Source organism: Enterovirga sp. CN4-39 (assembly GCF_049446235.1).
In the GTDB taxonomy this organism is placed as follows: Bacteria; Pseudomonadota; Alphaproteobacteria; order Rhizobiales; family Beijerinckiaceae; genus Enterovirga.
This window is the reverse complement of the sequence record NZ_JBMSEF010000016.1, coordinates 49,315-67,942: the sequence shown is the minus strand read 5'-3', so window position 1 is coordinate 67,942 and position 18,628 is coordinate 49,315. Positions and strand designations below refer to the sequence as shown.

The following is an 18,628-nucleotide window of genomic DNA, read 5'->3' as shown; positions in this document are numbered from 1 at the left end:
CCGCTATCCGAAGCCTTGGGCCTAGAGCCGTGTCACCTGTTCGGGATCGGCAGAGGCGAGGGCGGTGGCCCTTTCAGGGCGCGGCGGGTAAATCCAGACCGTGTTGATCTCGGCCTTGTAGGCTTTCGCCTCCGCGCCGACCAACTCGACCCGCCGGTCCCAGCCGCGCGTCAGGACGGCTCCCGCACCGCCGAGATCGAGGCAGGTGACGTACGCTTCCTGGTGGTAGGGACGGAGCGGGAGGCGGAGCAGATCGGCAGCGGCGTTGTTCCCCGCGAAGGCGCCGAGCCGGGTCGCATGCTGGCACGACATCAGCGCGTGGTTCCCGGCATTGTCGCAGGCCGCCTGCGCCGCATCCCCGGCCGCGAAGACGTCTTTCAGACCTGGCACCCGCAAGTCCCGATCGACCAGAAGGCGCCCGAAATTGTCGCGCTCCGCTGGGAGCTTGCCCGTCAGCGGCGCTGCCCGGATACCGGCGGCCCAGATCACGGTCTCGCTCTCGATGCGCCCGCCGTCCGAGAGCGTCACGCCGCCTTTGTCCAAGGCGGTCACGCCGACCCCGAGGCGGGTCTCGATGCCGAGCGTGCGAAGCGCGTCCTGCACGATCGGACGCGGCGTCGGCCCCATATCCGGCACGACGGCCGGATTGCGCTCGACCAGCACGACCCGTCCGGACCCGTTCCCCAGGATTCGGCGCAAGCGGGCGGGCATCTCCGTGGCCACCTCGATGCCCGTGAAGCCGCCGCCCGCGACCACGACCGTGTCTCGGCCAAGCGAGGCGGGCCGCGCGCCGAGGCCGTCCAGGTGCCGGTCGAGCTCGATCGCGTCCTCCAGCTGGTCGACGCTGAAGCCGTGCTCCTCGAGCCCGGGAATGGGCGGGCGGAACAGCCGGCTGCCGGTCGTGATCACCAGCCGGTCATAGGTCAGCGACCGGCGTGTGCCGGCGGCCTCGAGGATCCCGATGGACCGCGCGACGGTGTCGACCTCTTCGACCTCGCCCTGGACGAACGTGACCTCGATCGCGCCGAGGACGTCGCCGAGCGGGGCCGTCATGCGGCCGGGATCGGGTTCGTAAAGCCGCGGCCGAATGACCAGCTCCGGCTTCTGCGAGACGAGCACGATCTCGAGTTCGGTGGCGGAAACGTTCTCCTGCTCACGCAGCCGGGCCGCGGAGAGCGCCGCATACATGCCGGCGAAGCCGGCGCCGACGATCACAAGCCTCTGTTTCATGGTCGAGCTCCATCCTTCTCGAAGCCGCCCGGACCGCGTCCGGGTTGCGTGAACGGGGAGCCAGCAGGCCCGCCTCGCTCCTACGATGGGGAAGGTATTTGCTCGATGTTTCTGGAAGAACTATCCGGCAGGATAGTCCATTCCAGCGAAACGTCAGGCCATGTTCGCTGTAATCGGCAATGTCTCCCATGATCTAAGGAGCGCTGCCAACGTGGTGGCTTCCATCTTCCGCATTCCGTTGCTGCGATGGAGTTTGACCGTGACCTCGCTGATGCCGAGGTCGAAGGCGATCTGCTTGTTGACGCGGCCGCGGACGACGTTGGCAAGGACCTCGCGTTCCCGGGGGGTGAGCGTCTCGTACCGCTCGACGTTTCGCTCCACGACCAGGGCCTGGCGCCGGCGTGCGGCGTCGAGCTTGATCGCAGCGGCGACCGCGTCGAGCAGGGCCTGGTCTCGGGCGGGCTTGGTCAGAAAGTCCACGGCGCCCGCCTTCATGGCCTGGACGGTCATCGGGATGTCCCCATGCCCGGTGAGGAAGATGATGGGCTTGGACGTGCCGCTCTCGGCCAGGTGAGCCTGGAGATCGAGGCCGCTCGTTCCGGGCATGCGAACGTCCAGGATGAGGCAGCCCGGCCTGTCCAACGCTTTGGTGGCGAGGAGATCGTGCGTCGATGCGAAACACAGCGTGTCGAAGCCTGCCGACTCGAGCAGGTTCGCCAGCGCTTCGCGAACGGCCTCGTCGTCGTCGACGATGATGATGACCGGCATCTCGGCCTCGGCCGTGCGGCGCGCAGTCGGGTGGGCCGAGTTGCGAAAGAGAGGCTGCGCGGTTCTCATCGGTTCTCTCCGCTTTCCTGCTGGTTCAGAGCGCTTCCGACAGCCGCGAGCAGCGCTTTGCCGTCGAAGGGTTTTCGGAAAAAGCCGCTGATCCCGTGGGCCCGGCCCTGCTCGGCGAACTCGTGTCGACCGGTGATGAGGAAGACCGGCATGTCGGGACGCTCCCGGCTCACGAGGTCGCGCAGCTGGAACCCGTCGAGGCCGGGCATGCCGATATCGGTGATCAGCGCGTCGATTCCCGCCAGCCCGGCCTTCAGGAAGGTAGCCGCAGAGGTGAAGCTCACGGGCTCGTACCCGGCGGATTCGAGCAGGTTGCCGACCGATTCGAGCAGGCGTGGATCGTCGTCGACGATCGCCACGACGTAGCTGCGCGTGTTCAAGCCCAAACTCCTCAGGTCCGCCGCGAGTGGGTAACCGGTATCTCCAGCCGCTCTGCCAGGCGGACGAGGTCGGCGAGAGACGCCGCCGCCATTTTTCTCATGACGTTCCGGCGATGGATCTCCAGCGTCACTTCGCTGATGCCGAGCTCCGCAGCCGCCTGCTTGTTGAGAAGCCCGCTGATGACGAGCGCCATCACTTCGCGCTCGCGGGGCGTCAGGGTGAGGTATCGATCTCTCAGAAGTTCGCGGTCGGCCCGCCCGGCGCGGTCGGCCTGGTCCTGGGCGATCCCTGCCTGAACCGCCGCCATCAGGTCCGATCCCGCCACCGGCTTGATCAGGAAGTCGACCGCGCCGTGCTTGATTGCCTGCACGGAGGAGGGAATGTCGCCCTTGCCCGTCAGAAAGACGATGGGAGGATGCTCGCCCCCCTTCATCTGCCTTTGCAGGTCGAGGCCGCTGATGTCCGGCAAGGCGACATCGAGGATGAGGCAGGCGGGAAGGTTGGGTTTGTCCGCCCGCACGTATTCGCCGGCCGACGCGAAGGCGACCGCATCCATGCCGTGTGAGGCGAGGAGCTCCTGGAGCGCCTCACGGATCGCGCCGTCGTCGTCCACGATAAAGACAATCGAGCCACCACTCATCGTCACGCCTCCTCGGGAGCGAGGGGCAGCGTGAAGATGAAGGTCGCTCCGCGAGGGGTGCCGGTCTCCGCCCAGAGCCGGCCGTTGTGGGATTCCACGATCGAACGGCAGATCGCGAGCCCCATGCCCATGCCGTAGGTCTTGGTGGTGAAGAATGGCTCGAAGATCCGCTCCGGTGCCGCTATGCCGGGACCGCAATCGGCGATCTCCGTTCGAACGAGGTTCTCGGTTCGGCGCACGCGGATCGTCAGCACCTTCTCGCCCGTAGAGCCGTCCATCGCCTCCATGCCGTTGCGGATGAGGTTGATCAGGACCTGCTGGATCTGGACGCGGTCGAGAGCCGCCAGGGGCAGGTCCTTCTCGATAGCGACCGCGATGCGAACCTGTCGCCGCGCTGCTTCATCCGTGATGAGCCGTTCCGCTTCCTCGATGACGCTCGACAGCGCCGTATCGGCCCGCAGCTCGATTGACTGCCTGAAGACGGCGCGGATCCGGTTGACCACGTCCGCAGCCGAATTGGCGTCGCGGATGATGCGCTCGGCCGTGACCTTCGCGCGGTCGAGGTTCGGGGGATCGGCCGAGAGCCACCGGTAGCAGGCCTCTGAATTGGCTACGATGGCGGCGAGCGGCTGATTCACCTCGTGCGCGATGGAGGCTGAAAGCTCGGCGAGGCTCGAAGCCTGGCTTGCCCGGGCCATCCCCTCCCGCGCGCGGCGCAGTTCCTCCTGGGCGCGGACCTCGTTCTCGATGTCGAGGCAGATGACGTTCCATTGGACAATCTCGCCCGCGGCGTTCCGCATCGGGGCTGCGCGCGTCTCCACCCAGCGATACTCGCCGTCGAATCGTCGAAGGCGGTGCCTTCTTGCGTAGGGCTCGCCCGTCGCCAGGGAATGCGCGTACAGCTCCTTGACGCCCGGCAGGTCGTCGGGGTGGACGCCGGCATCAAGGGTACCGGCAAGCCGCGATTTCCTGGATCCGTCCAGCTCCTCAAGATCGTAACCGAGGAATTGGCGAAGTTGCCGGCTGCGGTAGACCGGCTCGCCGTCCGGCGCGGCGCAGTCGATCATCGCCGGCAGCGTCTCGACGAGCTGCGAAAGGGAGCGCTCGCGTTCTCGTAAGGCTTCCTCGATCCGGAGCTGGTCGTCGATGTCGTGGGAGAGCCCGTACCATTGCAGGATGCGTCCGGCCGGGTCGCGCATCGGCTCCGCGCGCCCGTCCATCCAGCGATAGACACCATCGGCCCGGCGGACGCGGTATCTCATGGCAAAGGGATCGCCCGTGGCGATGCTGTGCCTCAGCGCGAGGGCGAGGTCTTCGACCTCGTCAGGATGTACAATCGCCTCCAGAACTGCGCTGAGCCGGCTGCGATCCGGCTTGTCGGCATCGCCGACGCTCATCCCAACGAATGCGATCAGCCGCTTGTTGAAGAAGTTCGGCTCGCCATCCGACGAAAGACGCCAGAGGTAACTCGGAACCATATCGACGAGATGGGAGAGCTCCCGCTCTCGCTCGCGTAGCGCGTCCTGCGTGGCAACGAGATCATGGATGTCGACGCAGACGCCGTACCATTGTGCGATGCGTCCTGACTCATCCCGCAGAGCCTCCGCGCGGCCGTCCGTCCACCTGTAGGTTCCGTCTGCCCGCCGCTGGCGGTAGGTCATGGCGAAAGGGGCGCCCGTTTCGAACGAGCGAACGAGAGCCCGTTCCACCTCGCGCCTGTCGTCAGGATGGATGTCGGCAAGGGACCGAGAGCCTCCTTCCGTGAGCAAGTCCTCGGGACAGAGCCCGACTGCATCGGTCAGCCGCTTGTTGACGTAGTTGGGCGTGCCGTCGGCCGTGGTAGACCAGATCAGCGCCGGAACGGTCTCCGTGAGCTGCCGCAGCTGCCGCTCGCTCTCCCGCAGGACCTTCTCGGCCTTCATGCGCTCCGTGATGTCGATGAAGCCGACCAGACTCTTGTTGGCGACTGCGCCGGGACGGGCCGTCGTGAACAGGACATCGAAGACGCGGCCATCGATTCGGGCGACCTTGGTCTCCTCCTGGAAGACCTCCTCGCCGCGATAGCGCGCCTCGATTGAGCGGCGGATAGTCGGAAGGCTCGGCTCCCAATAGCGGGTGACCGGCCCGCGCATTTCCGTGGCGTCGCGCGCTCCGAACATGGCGAGGAGATGCTGGTTGGCCTCTTCCAGTTCGAGCGCTTCGACCGCCTGGCGAAGGACGTCTGGGTACTCGTCGATATACGGCCCGAGTTCCTGGACACCCTTCGCGCGCAGTTCGGTGAAGAGGGGGATGAGCTTGCTGGCATCGACCTGAGCGAGGCCGATCGGCATGTAGTGAAACAGGTCGCGATAGCGCCGCTCGCTCTGCCGCAGGGCCTCCTCGGCATGCACCTGCTCGTCGATGTCGACCATCGTTCCGTACCAGCCGACAACCCGCCCCTGCTCATCGTAGCGGGCCGTCCCGAAGCAGCGAAACCAGCGATAGACGCCGTCGAACCGGCGAAGCCGAAAGTTCGCGTCGTACGGATCGCCCGCATCCAGGGCCGCTCGGCGCCGGCTGAGCACCTCGCCATAATCGTCGGGATGAAAGACAGCCCGCCATTCGGTGTTGGTGAGCTCATGGAAGAGCCCCGCGCCCGGGTTGGGCCGACCGATGAAGCCGAGCAGGTTCGCGCTGACGAAAGTCCTCCGGCCATCGGCGGTTGCCGACCAGGTTAAGGCCGGCATGCTCTCGATGATGCGCAGCGCCTCCACGGCCTCCGGATTTCGCCACCCGGACGCGCTCGCCACCAGCGCGCCGAGGCAGGCCGCCGTAGCAAGGAAAGCCGACCAGGACAGCAAGGTCTCGCGGCTGTTCGCCGGGAGAACTTGGCCCAGGAGGGCCGAAGCCGCGAAGGCGAGAGCCAGCATCGCGAGCAGGGGCGTCTGCGCCTTCGGAGGCGCGTAGACGAAGGCCGCCGCGACCGGAACGGTGAGGCCGAGAAGCGATCCCGTCACGGCGGAGGTCGTCATTGCCAAGAGGGAGGCCAGGATGGCCACGGCCTGGGGCCGGTCCCGCAGCAGAGCTGTCACCGTCGCGTGCTCCTGTCCGGCAAAGGCTGGGGCGTGGAACCGTTCTGCACGGGCCTCGGCCCCTGGATTGGCGCTCATGCGGCGGGATCGTAGGTCCACGGCCCGCTGGCTGCACCCTATGGAAATCCATGCATCGCGCGCGATGGTCCCGCGGGAAGCCGACAAAAGCCCGACGGCCGGATCGGTCTACCTATCCCGGAGCATCATACCGGCAGGGCAGGATCTCAGCGACAAGCTCTCGATGCCAGGGCCGGCCTCCGCGCAGCCTGATCTGGCCAGCCCTGCGCAGCGATTGGATGCTAATCATGCCGGACAAGGCGATCCGTGACTCGGTAGTGGCCGCGCTAGCACAAGACGGGCCGCATCGCCTTGCCCGGCTTCTCCGTTCGCCTGGCGTGCCACGGCTGTCCGGGAAACAGACGCGATCCTGGGGGTGGAAACCCCGCCCTCCCGCGAAGCCGCGCCGCTCCGGCAATCTCGACAGCCGGGCCGCGGCCGCCCTAGCCGAGGAGCGGCAGCGGAGCGGCCGCACCGGAGCACATGCCCTGACGCTGGCCTATGTGGCCGTTGCGGTCTGGTGCGCCCTGGTCCACCCCTGGCCGGGGGCGATCTTCTATCTTGCCCTGGTTGCGGGGTTCATCGGGCTTGCCGCCGGGTGGGCCTGGCTTGCACGCCGGCCGACGCCCTCCTGGCTGGTGCTCGGCTTCGTGCTGGCGAACGCCATCCTGCTGACGATCACGCTGCTCGTTCCGAACCCGTTCGATCATCCTCCCTGGCCGATCCAGATGAAGCTTCGGCCTCCGGCCTTTCCGTTCTTCATCCTGCTGATCGCATGGGCAACCTTCACGCTCTCCCCGGCGCTGGTCATCGGGGCTACCATCATCATCGCGGCGACCTGGAGCTGCGGGGTCGCGCTCCTCGCGTGGCAGCCCGGAGCGCTGCTGGGCTTCGGACTGCCCGGCAGCGACCCGGAGGATCTCGCGCATTACCTCGATGCCCGCTTCATCGACACGGCCGGCTGGGCTTCCAATATTTTCACCGGGTTTTTGATCGCCGGAATCTTGGCCGTGATCGTCGGCCGGATCCAACGCCTTGTTGAGATCCAGGCACGCATCGAGCGCACGCGGGACAACCTTGCTCGCTTCGTCCCTGCAAACCTCGTCGACGAGCTCGCCGAGATCGACGATCCGTTCGGCCCTGTCCGGACGCAAAGGGTCGCGGTCCTGTTCGTCGACATCGTCGGCTTCACGGGCTTGTGCGAGACCATACCACCGTCCAGCGTCATTCGACTGCTGCGCGGGTTCCACCAGCGCATGGCCGATTGCGTCTTCGAGCACCGCGGAACCCTCGACAAGTTCGTAGGCGACAGCGTGATGGCCACCTTCGGCACACCGCGCCCAGGCACCCGCGATGCCACTGACGCGCTCGCCTGCGCCAAGTCGATGCTGGAACAGCTGGAGGCCTGGAACGCGAAACGGTGCGCAATCGGCGAGCCGCGGCTGAGCGTCGGGATCGGCCTCCATTTCGGGCCCGTGGTGCTCGGCGAAATCGGGAACGAGCAGCGGCTGGAGCTCGCGGTTCTCGGTGACACCGTGGACACGGCGAGCCGCCTGGAGTCCCTGACCCGCCGTCTCGGTACTCCGTTAGTCGTCAGCCAGGAGCTGATCGCACGCGTTCGCGAGGAGGTGGGCGAGCTTGCAGTCGAGCTGGTTCCCGCGGGGGCGCCGATCGTCGTTCGCGGACGGGCAAGACCGGTCGAGGTTTGGACGCTCGATCGCGCGTGCGATGCCCTACGTGCTTCGGCGGAACCCGAAGCCTGTCCGGAAGATCGCGTGTCTCACGCTCATTGCTGAGTGCCGGTCATTCGCACGGCGATGGTGGAGGCAGCAGGCCGCTCGCATCTGCCGCAAAACTCCGGGTGCATGGGCTGCACGCAGTTCGAAGGCTACACTCCGCGCCCTATGCCCTCGAATAGGTGAAGCTGTCCCTCGGCCCAATCGCTCTCATCTTCGCGCAAAGTTACCTTTGATCGTTGCCGTTCTTCGCGGCACCTGCAAGGAGACGATCATGGGACTGAACATTAACTCGCACGACGCCCGGCTGAGTTCGACGGAATTGGTGCCGTCGCGCTACGCGGTGCAGGTCGGCGACATCGACGTGCTAGTGATCAGCGATGGCGTCTTGCCGCTGCCGACCGAGATGCTGGGACATAACGTCGACAAGGCTGCCCGGACGGCCTGGCTGAACGACATGTTCCTGCCGGCGGATTCCTTCGATTGGTCGCTGAACGTCGTTCTGGTCCAAAGCGGCACGCAGACCATCCTCATCGATGCTGGGCTCGGGCTGGATCCTGATCTGAACCTGCCGCGCGCTGGGCAGCTGATCCAGCGGCTGGAGGGCGCCGGCATCGACCTCTCCTCCGTGACCGACGTCGTGCTGACCCACATGCACATGGACCATGTCGGTGGGCTGCTCGTCGACGGGGTGAAGGAGCGGCTCCGCCCGGACCTGCAGATCCACGTGGCAGCCGCCGAGGTCGCGTTCTGGAATTCGCCGGATTTCAGTCACGTACATATGCCCACCGGCTTTCCGGATGCGCTTCGAGCGGCTGCCAAGCGCTTTGTGCAGGAATACCGCAGCCAGCTCCGCCAGTTCGACGAGGAGCACGAGGTAGCCCCGGGCGTGGTCGTGCGCCGGACCGGCGGCCACACACCCGGGCATAGCGTCGTTCGTCTGGGGTCTAAGGGCGACCGCCTCACCTTCGCGGGCGACGCTGTATTCGCGGTCGGGTTCGAGCACCCCGACTGGCACAACGGGTTCGAGCACGACCCCGAGGAGGCCGCCCGTGTCCGCATCCGTCTTCTGACGGAACTTGCGGCGACCGGCGAGCAGCTGGTGGCCACCCACCTGCCGTTCCCATCCGTCGGTCGGGTCGCCGCCGAGGGCGATACCTTCCGCTGGGTCCCGGTCTTCTGGGACTATTAGCCGGCGTGCGCTCCGCTGTGCGTGGCGTAACGGCTAGTGTGGACGCTGCCCCTACCGGTCTGCCGGCCGCCAAGGGATTGTCTCAGCCACCTGACGCAACGCCCTGCTGGGGCTGGAGCGTGGCCACCACCCTTCTGATGCCAGCGGCCGAAGGCACCAGATCGGTGTTCGGCCGATCCCTCCCACTGCAAACTAGAAAGGAAGAGCGCCGATGAGCACGATCACCACCACCGATGGCGTAGAGATATTCTACAAGGATTGGGGGCCGAAGGATGCCCAGCCGATCATGTTCCATCACGGCTGGCCGCTATCAGCTGATGACTGGGACACCCAGATGCTATTCTTTCTGGCGGAAGGCTATCGGGTCGTGGCCCATGATAGGCGTGGACATGGTCGCTCGACACAGGTGAGCGACGGCCACGACATGGATCACTACGCAGCGGATGCCGCTGCTGTAGCCGAGCATCTTGACCTCTGGAACGTCGTGCATATCGGTCACTCGACCGGCGGTGGCGAGGCAACGCACTATGTTGCCCGCCACGGCCAGACGGCGGGCCGCGTGTCCAAGCTGATCATCGTTGGGGCGGTGCCGCCCGTTATGGTCAAGAGCGCTGCTAACCCGGGTGGGCTGCCGACCGAGGTGTTCGACGGCCTGCGCCGGGCGCTCGCGGCCAACCGCTCGCAATTCTATGTCGATCTGCCGACCGGGCCTTTCTATAGCTTCAACCGACCTGGTGCGACCCCCATACCCGCCGTGGTCCAGAACTGGTGGCGGCAGGGCATGATGGGCGCTGCCAACGCGCACTATGATGGCATTAAGGCGTTCTCGGAAACCGATTTCACCGAGGATCTCAAGGTCATCAACGTGCCGACCTTCGTTGTGCACGGCGATGATGATCAGATCGTGCCAATCGCGGATTCCGCGCTGCTTTCGATCAAGCTGCTAAAGAGTGGCACTCTGAAGGTGTACGAGGGATTTCCGCATGGCATGCTCACCACACATGCGGACGTGGTCAATCCGGATCTGCTTGCTTTCATCAAGAGCTGAACGTCCGAACGCGCTGGAGCCGGCTTTGCGGGTATCCGCCCTTTTGCCGGGCCCCTAAGACGGCGCCACCGCGATCGGCAGATGTTGGCCGCTGAGCTTAACCGCGCCTCGCCTTCTCCCGCGGCTTATCGCTCAGCGGATCATAGACGCCCCGCTACGATCAATTAAAGGGCAGAGGCATCGTGGTGGCACTCGCGCCGAATAGTCGGCGCACAGGCCAAGCACATCACATTAGGGGCCGCGTTTCTGGCACGCCCCTGGTTTTCGCCCGATCCGCCGCTCAACAGCCGCAGGTGGGCCGAAAGGCGAAGTTGCTGCCGGGAACCCCGCGAACTCCGTTCGCTACCTGAGTACGAGCTTGAGCCCGGTCAGAACCTAGGCCGCTTCGAAGGAGCCGGCCGGCTCGACTGGACAGCCGCTTCGGCGCGGAGCCGGATATGGGATCGGACACCTGACCGGAAATTATCGGCTCGATGTTACAAGGCCTAATCCTACCTCGTCCTGTCTTCGAGCGAGAGACCGAGCGCATTGTCCGCCTGGGAGCGTTCCGAGGAGCGAGTGCCATGAAGATCGTTGTGGTCGGCGGCAGCGGGCTGATCGGCAGGCAGGTGACCGCTGATCTGCTGCGCATGGGCCACGGGGCGGTCCCTGCCTCCCCCAGCACAGGCGTGAACGCCTACACGGGTGAGGGCCTCGCCAGGGTTCTTACCGGTGCCGAGGTCGTCGTCGATGTTTCTAATGCTCCATCATTCGCAGATACTGCGGTGCTCGACTTCTTCGAACGGTCCGGCCGCAATATCATCGCTGCCGAGAGGCAAGCGGGCGTGAAGCACCACGTTGCCCTCTCGATCGTCGGTACGGATCGCCTCCAAGGGAACGGCTACTTTCGGGCTAAGGTCGCGCAAGAGCGACTGATCAAGGCGGCGGGGATCCCATACACCATCGTTCGAGCCACGCAGTTCTTCGAGTTCGTCGCCACCATCTCCGAAGCCTCCGTCGCAGGCGATCGGCTCCTCGTGCCGGATGCCAACTTGCAGCCGATCGCCGCGAGCGATGTCGCCTCGGCGCTGGCGGACGTGGCCGTTGCGCCGCCCGCCAACGCCACTGTTGAGATCGCCGGCCCCGAGAGGTTGCCGTTCCGTGAGTTCGTCGCAAAGCGCGCCGCGGCTTCCGGCGATGGCCGAGCGGTGTCGGCCGACCGGACAGCCCTCTATTTCGGCACCCCGCTGGAAGTGGGCTCGCTCGTTCCAGCTAATGACGGGGCGGCACGTATCGGGCGCACGCGCTTCGACGCTTGGCTTGCCGAGCTCTGACGGCGGCTTCGCTCGCAACAGAACCATGCACGAGAGCCGAGGGACCTTCGGGCAGATCGGCGTCGACTAATTCATTTCCGCCGCCAGATGCTTCAACTTCTCAGGATTTCTGACGATGTAGATCGCAGTGATCGTGTCATTTTGGATGCCGAGCGCCGTCGTTTGAAGCGCACCGCCAGGATCGATGCTGATGTGGCCCGGCAGGCCATCGATGGAGACGACGCGCAGAAGCTTCGGAGGCACGGTTTGCTTGCGACCTTGCGCCGCGAACAGGCGCAAAGCTCGCTCGATGCCGTGGACGACGTTGCGGAAGGCGAGGACTTTCCCGCCGCCATCGGAATGGATCTCGACGTTCCTGGCCAGCAGTGCCGAGAGCGTCTCGACGTCGCCATCGCGTGCGGCGACGAAGAAGGCACGGGTGATCCGCTCCGCGTCAGCTGGCTCGACCGTAAACCGGGGACGCGCGGTCCGCACGTGCTTGCGGGCTCGCGACGCGAGTTGGCGGACGGCGGCAGGCTCGCGGTCGAGGGCGGCTGCCACCTCTGACAGCGGCACGTCAAACACGTCGTGCAGGAGGAAGGCTGCGCGCTCCAGAGGCGACAAGCGCTCAAGGGCGAGCATCAGCGTGACGGTGACGTCGTCCGAGACCATCTCGTTCGGCTCGACGGATCCGACCAGAGGATCGGGTAGCCAAGTACCGACGTAAGTTTCTCGCCGAGCCTGTGCCGAGCGGCGCGGGTCGATGCACAGACGCGTGACGATGCGGGTAAGATAAGCGCGAGGCGAACTGACGCCGCCGTGGACCCCGACCCACCGCAACCACGCGTCCTGCACGACGTCCTCCGCCTCGGCGATTGAGCCCGTCATCCGGTAGGCCAGCCGTGTCAGACGCTTGCGCTCCTCTTCGAAGTCGGCGGTCTGCCGGTCGTCCGCCGCGTCTAGCCGCATCGTATCCATGGCGACACCACATCCAGCGTTTTTGACGCTTGCGCATCCCGATCCCGAGGACAAGACGAGCGGAGATGCCCAGGCGTGACATCGGCCGCGTCCAACGGGAGCGCCCGTGGCATGTCACACCAGCGCCTGTCCGCAAGTCATGGCTGCGGACGCTGATCCCCGGCGTTTGGAGCATTGTATTGTTATGGGCCAGATCGACCGGCTGGTTTGGAACGAGGTGGCGCCGCAGGGTGCGAAGGCGCTCTTCGGCATCCACCACTACATCACTACGGGTACCGAGCTACCTCACGAACTGATCAACCTGGTTTTTCTGCCCGTGTCGCAAATCAATCGCTGCGCGCATTGCATCGACCTGCATACCCGAGACCTCCTCAAGACAATGTCGTTCGAGAAGGTCGTCCTGGTTCCGGTCTGGGCCGAGGTGCCCCACCTGTTCCCTGATCGGTATCGCGCAGCCCTCGCATGGGCGGAGGAAGTCACGCGGGTCAGCGAGGCACACGCTTCCGACGAGGCCTACGCGGCTGCGAGTTCGGCCTTTGCCGCCAAGGATCTCGTGGACCTCACGATCACCATCGCGGCGATGAACGCGTTCAACCGACTCGGCGCTCCGTTTCGCCTCCCGGTTAAGGCGCAGGCCTGATCCGCTTTTCCGCACCTTACCGATCAAGTGACGGCAGCATTCGAGGCTTCCGAGGGGGGAGGAAGACTGGAAGCTTTTCAGTCTCTTGTGGGCATACAAACCTCAGAGGCCGCGGCTGCTTTCGGGCGGAGCCGCGGCCTCTGGGAATGACTGAGTTGGGCGCAGTTCGAAATGTCCGCTCTCGGGCGCTGACCCAAGTTCCGCTGTTGGCGCATCCTCGCCGCAAGCGGAAGGTCCGCTCTGGAGAGGGAAACCGTCAAAGCCGTCATATGAAGTGAGCGGTGCGTCCAGCGCTGCAGTGGCACAGCAGCCTAAGCGGGCCTGGTCTCCCTCTGCCACAGCTGCGGCCTTGCTCTCGCCAGCGCCTGGGTGAGTATCGCGGCCAGAGCGGCTTTCACGAGGTCTCCCGGGACGAAGGCAAGAGTGAGCGCGAGTGCTTCCGCGAAGGGCACGGACAGCCGCCACGCCATGCCGAGGGCGCCGAGCAGGTTGAGGATGACGAGTCCGCCTGCGACGGACCCGATGAAGGAGGCGACGGCGATCGGGATGCGACCGCGGCGTTCGACGATTAAACCAATCACGAACGCGGCGATCGGAAACCCGATGATGTATCCGACGGTCGGGCCCGCCAGAACACCGAGCCCACCCCGCCCCCCTGCGAGCAAGGGCAGTCCGAGCAAGACCAGGGTCAGGAACAGCAACACGGCCAGAGCTCCCCGTCGGGCTCCCAGAACGCTTCCCGCCAGCATGACCGCGAGCGATTGCGCCGTGATCGGAACTCCCGCCGCGAGTTCGAGCCGAGGCACGATGCCAAGCACGGCGATCAGCGCGGCAAAGAGGGCAATTCGCGTAAGGGCGACGGTCATGCTTGGGAATGCCTCGATCAGGGCTCGGCGCGGCGGGCCCGCAGCGCCTCTGCCGTTCGGTCGGCGTCGTCGAGAGCCGATAGGGCGAGCGGAAAAGCGAGCCGCCATCCTGCGCGTCGCGCCGATCGGGCGCGCCACGCCAGCGTGAGGCGACTCGCACGGTCCAGCAGAACCGGGATCGAGCGAACGACAAGCGCAAGCGCAAGCGCCAGGGTCTCCGGCGACAACGAGAGCCGCTCGAGCGGACGGAGAACCCGCACGAGCACCGAGACGAGCGCATCGAGGCGCGTCGTGGCGGTGACCAAAGTGGCCAGCGATACGGTCGCAACCAGTCGCAGGGCCGGGGGTACCGCCTCCGATGGGGCGCCACGTAGCGCGTGCCAGCCGATGAGCAGGCCCAGAACGGGTGCGAGTGGCCAGGCAAGGCGGAGCGCGTGCTGGCGGAGCACGGCTCCTTCGGTGAGCCAAGGCAAGAGGCTGAGCGCTGCTGCAACGGCGAGGAGGAGAGGATCGTCGATCACGGCGAGAGCCGTCGCGAACACGGCCAGAATGGCGAGCTTCGATGCAGCCGGGATCCGATGCCAGCGCGTCGGCTGTGGCAGGGTCAGGGCAAGCATGGCCGCTCCGCGAGCCGGTCCATCTCGGCCTCGTATCGGGCGATCACGGTGGCTGGGGGACCGTCCTCCAGCACTCGTCCCCGATCGATCCAGATCACACGCTCCACGCCCCGGAGCAGTGCCATCTCATGGGTTGCCAAGACGGTCAGCGGATCAAGTCTCTCCAGCCAGTTGCGCAGCCAGCGGCTCGTCGGCCGGTCGACCCCCGTGAACGGCTCGTCGAGAAGGATGGCGCGCGGCTCCATCGCGGTGACGGCAAGCAGACATAGGAGGTGCCGTTCCCCCTGGCTCAGCTGATGGCAGGGCCGGTCGCGCCAGTCGGCGTGCCCTGCTTCGGCGAGCACCTCCATGGCCCGGGTTGCAGCGTCGCGGGCCGTCATCCCGATGCTGCGCAAGCCGAAGACCAGTTCCTCAATGACGGTCGGAAAGATGATCTGATGGTCCGGGTTCTGGAACAGCACCCCGAGCGCGGCGACCGCGCGGCGCCGATCCCGCGCCGGGTTGAAACCCCAGAGCCGCACCTCGCCGCGGTCCGGCGCGATCAGACCGGCCAGAAGACGTAGGAGCGTGCTTTTTCCAGACCCGTTCCGGCCGATGAGCCCAATCCGCCGCTCCGAGAGGTCGAGCGAGATTCCGTCGATCGTCGCTCGCCCGTCGAACGACACGCCAACGCCGCGCAGAGCCCCCCAGACCGGTTGCGGATCGGGACGCGCCTGCGCGCACTCAGCCAATCTTTTCTCGGCGAATCCGGATTCCTGCCGCCTCCCGATCCCAGGTATCCTGCGTGACGCCTTCTTCGCGCAGGACGTGCTTGCGGATCTTGGCCGTCGGCGTCCGGGGCAGAGCGTCCACGATCCGGACGTAACGCGGGATCATGAAATGCGCCATGCGGGGCCGCAGGAACTCGATGAGCTCGGCTGGATCAAGGCTCATCCCGTCCACGCAGGCAATGACGCAGAGAAGCTCCTCCTCGGAGAACTCGCTCGGAACGCCCACCACGCAGACCTCGTTCACGGCCGGATGGCTCGCCACCTCGGCCTCGACCTCGAAGGAGGAGACGTTCTCGCCCCGGCGCCGGATCGCGTCCTTCATCCGGTCGAAGAACACCCAGTCGCCCTCCTCGTTGATACGGAAGGCATCGCCCGTGTGGAACCAGCCATTCCGCCAAGCCTTCGCGGTCGCGGCCTCGTTGCGATAATAGCCGCTATTCAGCGACCACGGATCATGCGCGTGGACGATCAGCTCTCCGACCTCGCCCGGCCCAACCTCGCAATCGTTCTCGTCCACGAGCCGCACATGGGCGCCCTCGCGTGGTTTGCCGCAGATGCCGGTGCGCGGCGGATTGGGGCCGGAGACCAACTGCGTCGAAATCTCCGACATGTTGTAGAGGGTCCAGACGGTGACCCCGAACCGCTCAGAGAAGGCTTGGGCGTTCTCTGCCAGCGGTACGATGATCACGGTGCGCAGCGTGTGATCGCGATCGCGCTCGCTCGGCGGCAGCTTGACGATGAAGGTCGGCATCGCGCCGAGCAGCAGGACGCAGGTTGATTCCGTTTCGCGCACCTGGCCCCAGAAGTCGGACGTGCTGAACGCCTCGATCAGCGAGACGGACCCGCCGCGCGAGAGCATGCCCATGACCGGGATGGTGCCGCCGACGTGGAAGAGCGGAAGGTTGCAGAGATAGCGATCGTCCTCCCGCACCATCTTGAAGGCCTGCGGGCCGGACATCGCCCACAGGTGGGCGTAGCTCGACATGACGCCCTTGGACGGCCCGGTGGTGCCGGAGGTGTAGATGATCGATTGCAGGTCCCACGGCTCGATCGGGCGCTCGAGCTCGGGCACGGCTGCCGGATCTCCGTCCAGCGCGCTCTCGGGCAGCATCGTAAGCCCTTTGATCGCGGGTGAGGAGCCACCGACGACCACCACCGTCTTCAGGGCGGGGCACTCCACGTCCGTCAGTCGCTCGACCAGCCCCGCATGGGCAACGATCAGGCCGGCGCCGGAATTATTGAGGACGTGCTGGAGGACGCCACCGCGATAGGCGGTGTTGATCGGGACGTACACTGCGCCGAGCCAGTTGATCCCGAACCAAGTCTCGAGGCAGCGAACCCCGTTCGGAAGCCAGACGACGACGTTGTCGCCCTGCCTGACACCCAAGGCTGCGAGGCCCGCCGCGATCTTCATCGCGCGCTCGCGCATCTCCCGGAAGCTGATCGTCGGCCCGCGCCAGAAGACGGCGTAGGGCGCATCCGGACGATCCCCTGCCCACCGGTCGAGAAGGGAGCGGACCGTGCATTCCTCCCGAGCCGGAATCCGCGGGTCTTTCCGTCCCATCGTCATCCTCTTCTTCCCTCCCCCCCGTTTCGTCTCCCCGGCTAGGGGGAGACGCCGTACTTCGCCACTGGCTGCGGCTGCGCGCTTCGCCGCGAACGGGCGAGCGACAGAGCGTGCAGGATGTGACCCCGGGTCTCGCTAGGTGCGATCACGTCGTGAACCGTGAACCGGGCCGCGGCGTTGTAGGGGCCTGTCCCTCCGACGAAGCGCGCTTCGATCTCGCGCAGCGCCTGGGCCGGATCGGGAGCCGCCTCGATCTCGCGCTTGAACGCGGCGGCAACACCCCCGGACACCGGCAGCGAGGCGAAATCTGCCGTGAGCCAGGCCGCCACATAGCTCTGCTCGCCGCCCCAGCCCCCCATCGCGCATGCGGCGAAACCAAACGCCTTCCGGATCACGATCGTGACTTTCGGCACCTCGCTCCAGGCCAGGGAGTTCACTAGCGAGAGGCCGGCTCGCAGCGTGCCCTCCTTCTCGGCCTGGGGCCCCGTCATCACGCCCGGAACGTCCTGCAGAAAGACCAGAGGAACGTGATAGGCCGAGCAGAGCTCGATGAAATGCTGCGCCTTGCGCGCTGCGGCAGCCGTGATCGCGCCGGCATGGACGAGCGGCTGGTTCGCGACGATCCCGACCGGGTGACCATCCATCCGGGCCAGTCCAGTGATCATCATCTTCGCGTAGTTCGGCTTGATCTCGAAAAAGCTGCCCGCATCGACGATGCCACGGATCAGCATCTTCATGTCGTAGGCACGGCGCTTCTGCGCCGGGACGATCCGCCCGAGGTCGATCGCTTCCGGCTCGGCAGGAGTTCCGCGCTCGGGCCAGTTCCAGGCATTCTGGGGCAGGTACGAAAGGAAGCGGCGCGCGAGATCGAGGGCCTCCTCGTCCGTCTCGGCTTCGTTGTCGGCCACCCCGGAGACCTGCGTGTGGATCGCGCTTCCTCCCAGGTCCTCCTTTGTCACCTCGATTCCGGTCGCGGCCTTGACTACGGGAGGCCCCCCCGCAGCCATCATCGCCGTGCCCTTGCGCATCACGACGAACTCGCTGCCGGCGGCGACAAGCGCGCTGTCGCCGGCACAGGGGCCGAGGACGAGCCCGATCTGGGGCGCGGTGCCGGAGAGCCGTGCCTGCTCGAGGAAGTGCGTTACGTCGGGCAGGCCGTCGTTCATCAGTTCCTGCCCGCGTGCGCCTGCTCCGTCGAGCAGCCAGATCAACGGAACGCGCTCACGCCGCGCCATCTGGATCGCATGCAGCTTCTTGCGCGCGTTGATCACGCCATGGGAGCCGCCCATGATCGTGAAATCCTCACCGACTACGCAGACGTGGCGCCCGTCGATGAGGCCAAACCCCATCACGACGCCGTCTGCCGGAGTGATCGTCTCCACTGTCGGGATGTCTTGGGTATAGTGCGAGGTGAAGCGGCCGTATTCGTGGAAGCTGCCTGAGTCCAGGAGGCGCTCGATCCTTTCGCGAACGGTCAGCTTGCCCAGCGCATGCTGCCGCGCGACCTTCTCGGTGCCGCCCAGCGACATCGCCTTGGCCGTCCAGCGGCCGTGCTCGGTGACCAGTTCCTCCATGGTCGCGGGCTCCGCCGGCTTCGTGCTGACTCGTTGCATGTTCATCGAAGACTATCTCAAACTGGAGCAAGCCCGCCGGCGCGCCGTACTTTGGCTACAGGCGAGATATCCTGCGCCCGGCGCGACGGGCAT

General features: G+C 66.1%; 15 protein-coding genes and 1 pseudogene. 5 read left to right on the top strand and 11 right to left on the bottom strand.

Going from position 1 to position 18,628, the window contains the following annotated elements; genetic code table 11:
- Positions 1-21 precede the first annotated feature (21 nt).
- The 5 genes and pseudogenes from ACO2SS_RS21870 to ACO2SS_RS21850 form a co-directional block, all read right to left on the bottom strand.
- Positions 22-1,230: an NAD(P)/FAD-dependent oxidoreductase gene (locus ACO2SS_RS21870; protein ID WP_423279945.1), complete on the bottom strand. Its 1,209-nt coding sequence runs from the start codon at positions 1,228-1,230 to the stop codon at positions 22-24.
- A gap of 153 nt (positions 1,231-1,383) precedes the next feature.
- On the bottom strand, positions 1,384-2,067 hold the full coding sequence (locus tag ACO2SS_RS21865; RefSeq protein ID WP_423279944.1) for a response regulator transcription factor: 684 nt from the start codon (positions 2,065-2,067) through the stop codon (positions 1,384-1,386).
- On the bottom strand, positions 2,064-2,447 hold the full coding sequence (locus ACO2SS_RS21860; protein WP_423279943.1) for a response regulator transcription factor: 384 nt from the start codon (positions 2,445-2,447) through the stop codon (positions 2,064-2,066). The genes ACO2SS_RS21865 and ACO2SS_RS21860 overlap by 4 nt, the downstream gene beginning before the upstream one ends.
- Positions 2,448-2,458: 11 nt before the next feature.
- Positions 2,459-3,088, bottom strand: a complete 630-nt coding sequence (locus tag ACO2SS_RS21855) for a response regulator transcription factor (protein WP_423279942.1) — start codon at positions 3,086-3,088, stop codon at positions 2,459-2,461.
- 2 nt (positions 3,089-3,090) lie between these two features.
- Positions 3,091-5,814, bottom strand: a pseudogene (locus tag ACO2SS_RS21850) (PAS domain-containing sensor histidine kinase); the annotation flags it as partial.
- Positions 5,815-6,464: 650 nt separating this feature from the next.
- On the opposite strand from ACO2SS_RS21850, the gene ACO2SS_RS21845 reads away from it, so the two are divergent.
- From ACO2SS_RS21845 to ACO2SS_RS21830, 4 genes are all read left to right on the top strand, one after another.
- Positions 6,465-8,012, top strand: coding sequence for an adenylate/guanylate cyclase domain-containing protein (locus ACO2SS_RS21845; protein WP_423279941.1), 1,548 nt, complete (start codon positions 6,465-6,467; stop codon positions 8,010-8,012).
- 214 nt (positions 8,013-8,226) lie between these two features.
- Complete coding sequence (locus ACO2SS_RS21840; RefSeq protein ID WP_423279940.1) at positions 8,227-9,144, top strand: MBL fold metallo-hydrolase; 918 nt, start codon at positions 8,227-8,229, stop codon at positions 9,142-9,144.
- A gap of 211 nt (positions 9,145-9,355) precedes the next feature.
- Positions 9,356-10,192: an alpha/beta fold hydrolase gene (locus tag ACO2SS_RS21835; RefSeq protein WP_423279939.1), complete on the top strand. Its 837-nt coding sequence runs from the start codon at positions 9,356-9,358 to the stop codon at positions 10,190-10,192.
- Between the two features lie 563 nt (positions 10,193-10,755).
- Positions 10,756-11,505, top strand: coding sequence for an SDR family oxidoreductase (locus ACO2SS_RS21830; protein ID WP_423279938.1), 750 nt, complete (start codon positions 10,756-10,758; stop codon positions 11,503-11,505).
- Between the two features lie 66 nt (positions 11,506-11,571).
- Here the strand turns inward: ACO2SS_RS21830 and ACO2SS_RS21825 are convergent, their stop codons facing one another.
- Positions 11,572-12,462 (bottom strand): sigma-70 family RNA polymerase sigma factor, encoded by an 891-nt coding sequence (locus ACO2SS_RS21825; RefSeq protein WP_423279937.1) that lies wholly within the window; start codon positions 12,460-12,462, stop codon positions 11,572-11,574.
- Positions 12,463-12,646: 184 nt separating this feature from the next.
- Between ACO2SS_RS21825 and ACO2SS_RS21820 the strand changes: the two genes are divergently transcribed.
- On the top strand, positions 12,647-13,102 hold the full coding sequence (locus ACO2SS_RS21820) for a carboxymuconolactone decarboxylase family protein (RefSeq protein ID WP_423279936.1): 456 nt from the start codon (positions 12,647-12,649) through the stop codon (positions 13,100-13,102).
- Between the two features lie 311 nt (positions 13,103-13,413).
- Here ACO2SS_RS21820 and ACO2SS_RS21815 read toward each other — a convergent pair whose 3' ends face one another.
- From ACO2SS_RS21815 to ACO2SS_RS21795, 5 genes are read right to left on the bottom strand one after another with little or no spacing between them, the layout of a single operon-like run.
- Entirely contained in the window at positions 13,414-13,968 is a 555-nt protein-coding gene (locus tag ACO2SS_RS21815) for a biotin transporter BioY (RefSeq protein ID WP_423279935.1), read from the bottom strand.
- Positions 13,969-13,985: 17 nt separating this feature from the next.
- Complete coding sequence (locus tag ACO2SS_RS21810) at positions 13,986-14,585, bottom strand: CbiQ family ECF transporter T component (RefSeq protein WP_423279934.1); 600 nt, start codon at positions 14,583-14,585, stop codon at positions 13,986-13,988.
- On the bottom strand, positions 14,573-15,250 hold the full coding sequence (locus ACO2SS_RS21805) for an energy-coupling factor ABC transporter ATP-binding protein (protein ID WP_423280010.1): 678 nt from the start codon (positions 15,248-15,250) through the stop codon (positions 14,573-14,575). Before ACO2SS_RS21805 ends, ACO2SS_RS21810 begins: the two co-directional genes overlap by 13 nt.
- A 58-nt stretch (positions 15,251-15,308) precedes the next feature.
- Positions 15,309-16,919: an AMP-binding protein gene (locus ACO2SS_RS21800; protein WP_423279933.1), complete on the bottom strand. Its 1,611-nt coding sequence runs from the start codon at positions 16,917-16,919 to the stop codon at positions 15,309-15,311.
- A gap of 41 nt (positions 16,920-16,960) precedes the next feature.
- On the bottom strand, positions 16,961-18,541 hold the full coding sequence (locus ACO2SS_RS21795; protein ID WP_423279932.1) for an acyl-CoA carboxylase subunit beta: 1,581 nt from the start codon (positions 18,539-18,541) through the stop codon (positions 16,961-16,963).
- Between the last annotated feature and the right edge of the window lie 87 nt (positions 18,542-18,628).

Excerpts from the sequence above, each read along its gene's own strand:
- ACO2SS_RS21870 (WP_423279945.1), bottom strand. The coding sequence starts at position 1,230 with ATGAAACAGAGGCTTGTGATCGTCGGCGCCGGCTTCGCCGGCATGTAT.
- ACO2SS_RS21865 (WP_423279944.1), bottom strand. The coding sequence starts at position 2,067 with ATGAGAACCGCGCAGCCTCTCTTTCGCAACTCGGCCCACCCGACTGCG.
- ACO2SS_RS21855 (WP_423279942.1), bottom strand. The coding sequence starts at position 3,088 with ATGAGTGGTGGCTCGATTGTCTTTATCGTGGACGACGACGGCGCGATC.
- ACO2SS_RS21845 (WP_423279941.1), top strand. The coding sequence starts at position 6,465 with ATGCCGGACAAGGCGATCCGTGACTCGGTAGTGGCCGCGCTAGCACAA.
- ACO2SS_RS21840 (WP_423279940.1), top strand. The coding sequence starts at position 8,227 with ATGGGACTGAACATTAACTCGCACGACGCCCGGCTGAGTTCGACGGAA.
- ACO2SS_RS21835 (WP_423279939.1), top strand. The coding sequence starts at position 9,356 with ATGAGCACGATCACCACCACCGATGGCGTAGAGATATTCTACAAGGAT.
- ACO2SS_RS21830 (WP_423279938.1), top strand. The coding sequence starts at position 10,756 with ATGAAGATCGTTGTGGTCGGCGGCAGCGGGCTGATCGGCAGGCAGGTG.
- ACO2SS_RS21825 (WP_423279937.1), bottom strand. The coding sequence starts at position 12,462 with ATGGATACGATGCGGCTAGACGCGGCGGACGACCGGCAGACCGCCGAC.
- ACO2SS_RS21820 (WP_423279936.1), top strand. The coding sequence starts at position 12,647 with ATGGGCCAGATCGACCGGCTGGTTTGGAACGAGGTGGCGCCGCAGGGT.
- ACO2SS_RS21815 (WP_423279935.1), bottom strand. The coding sequence starts at position 13,968 with ATGACCGTCGCCCTTACGCGAATTGCCCTCTTTGCCGCGCTGATCGCC.
- ACO2SS_RS21810 (WP_423279934.1), bottom strand. The coding sequence starts at position 14,585 with ATGCTTGCCCTGACCCTGCCACAGCCGACGCGCTGGCATCGGATCCCG.
- ACO2SS_RS21800 (WP_423279933.1), bottom strand. The coding sequence starts at position 16,919 with ATGGGACGGAAAGACCCGCGGATTCCGGCTCGGGAGGAATGCACGGTC.
- ACO2SS_RS21795 (WP_423279932.1), bottom strand. The coding sequence starts at position 18,541 with ATGAACATGCAACGAGTCAGCACGAAGCCGGCGGAGCCCGCGACCATG.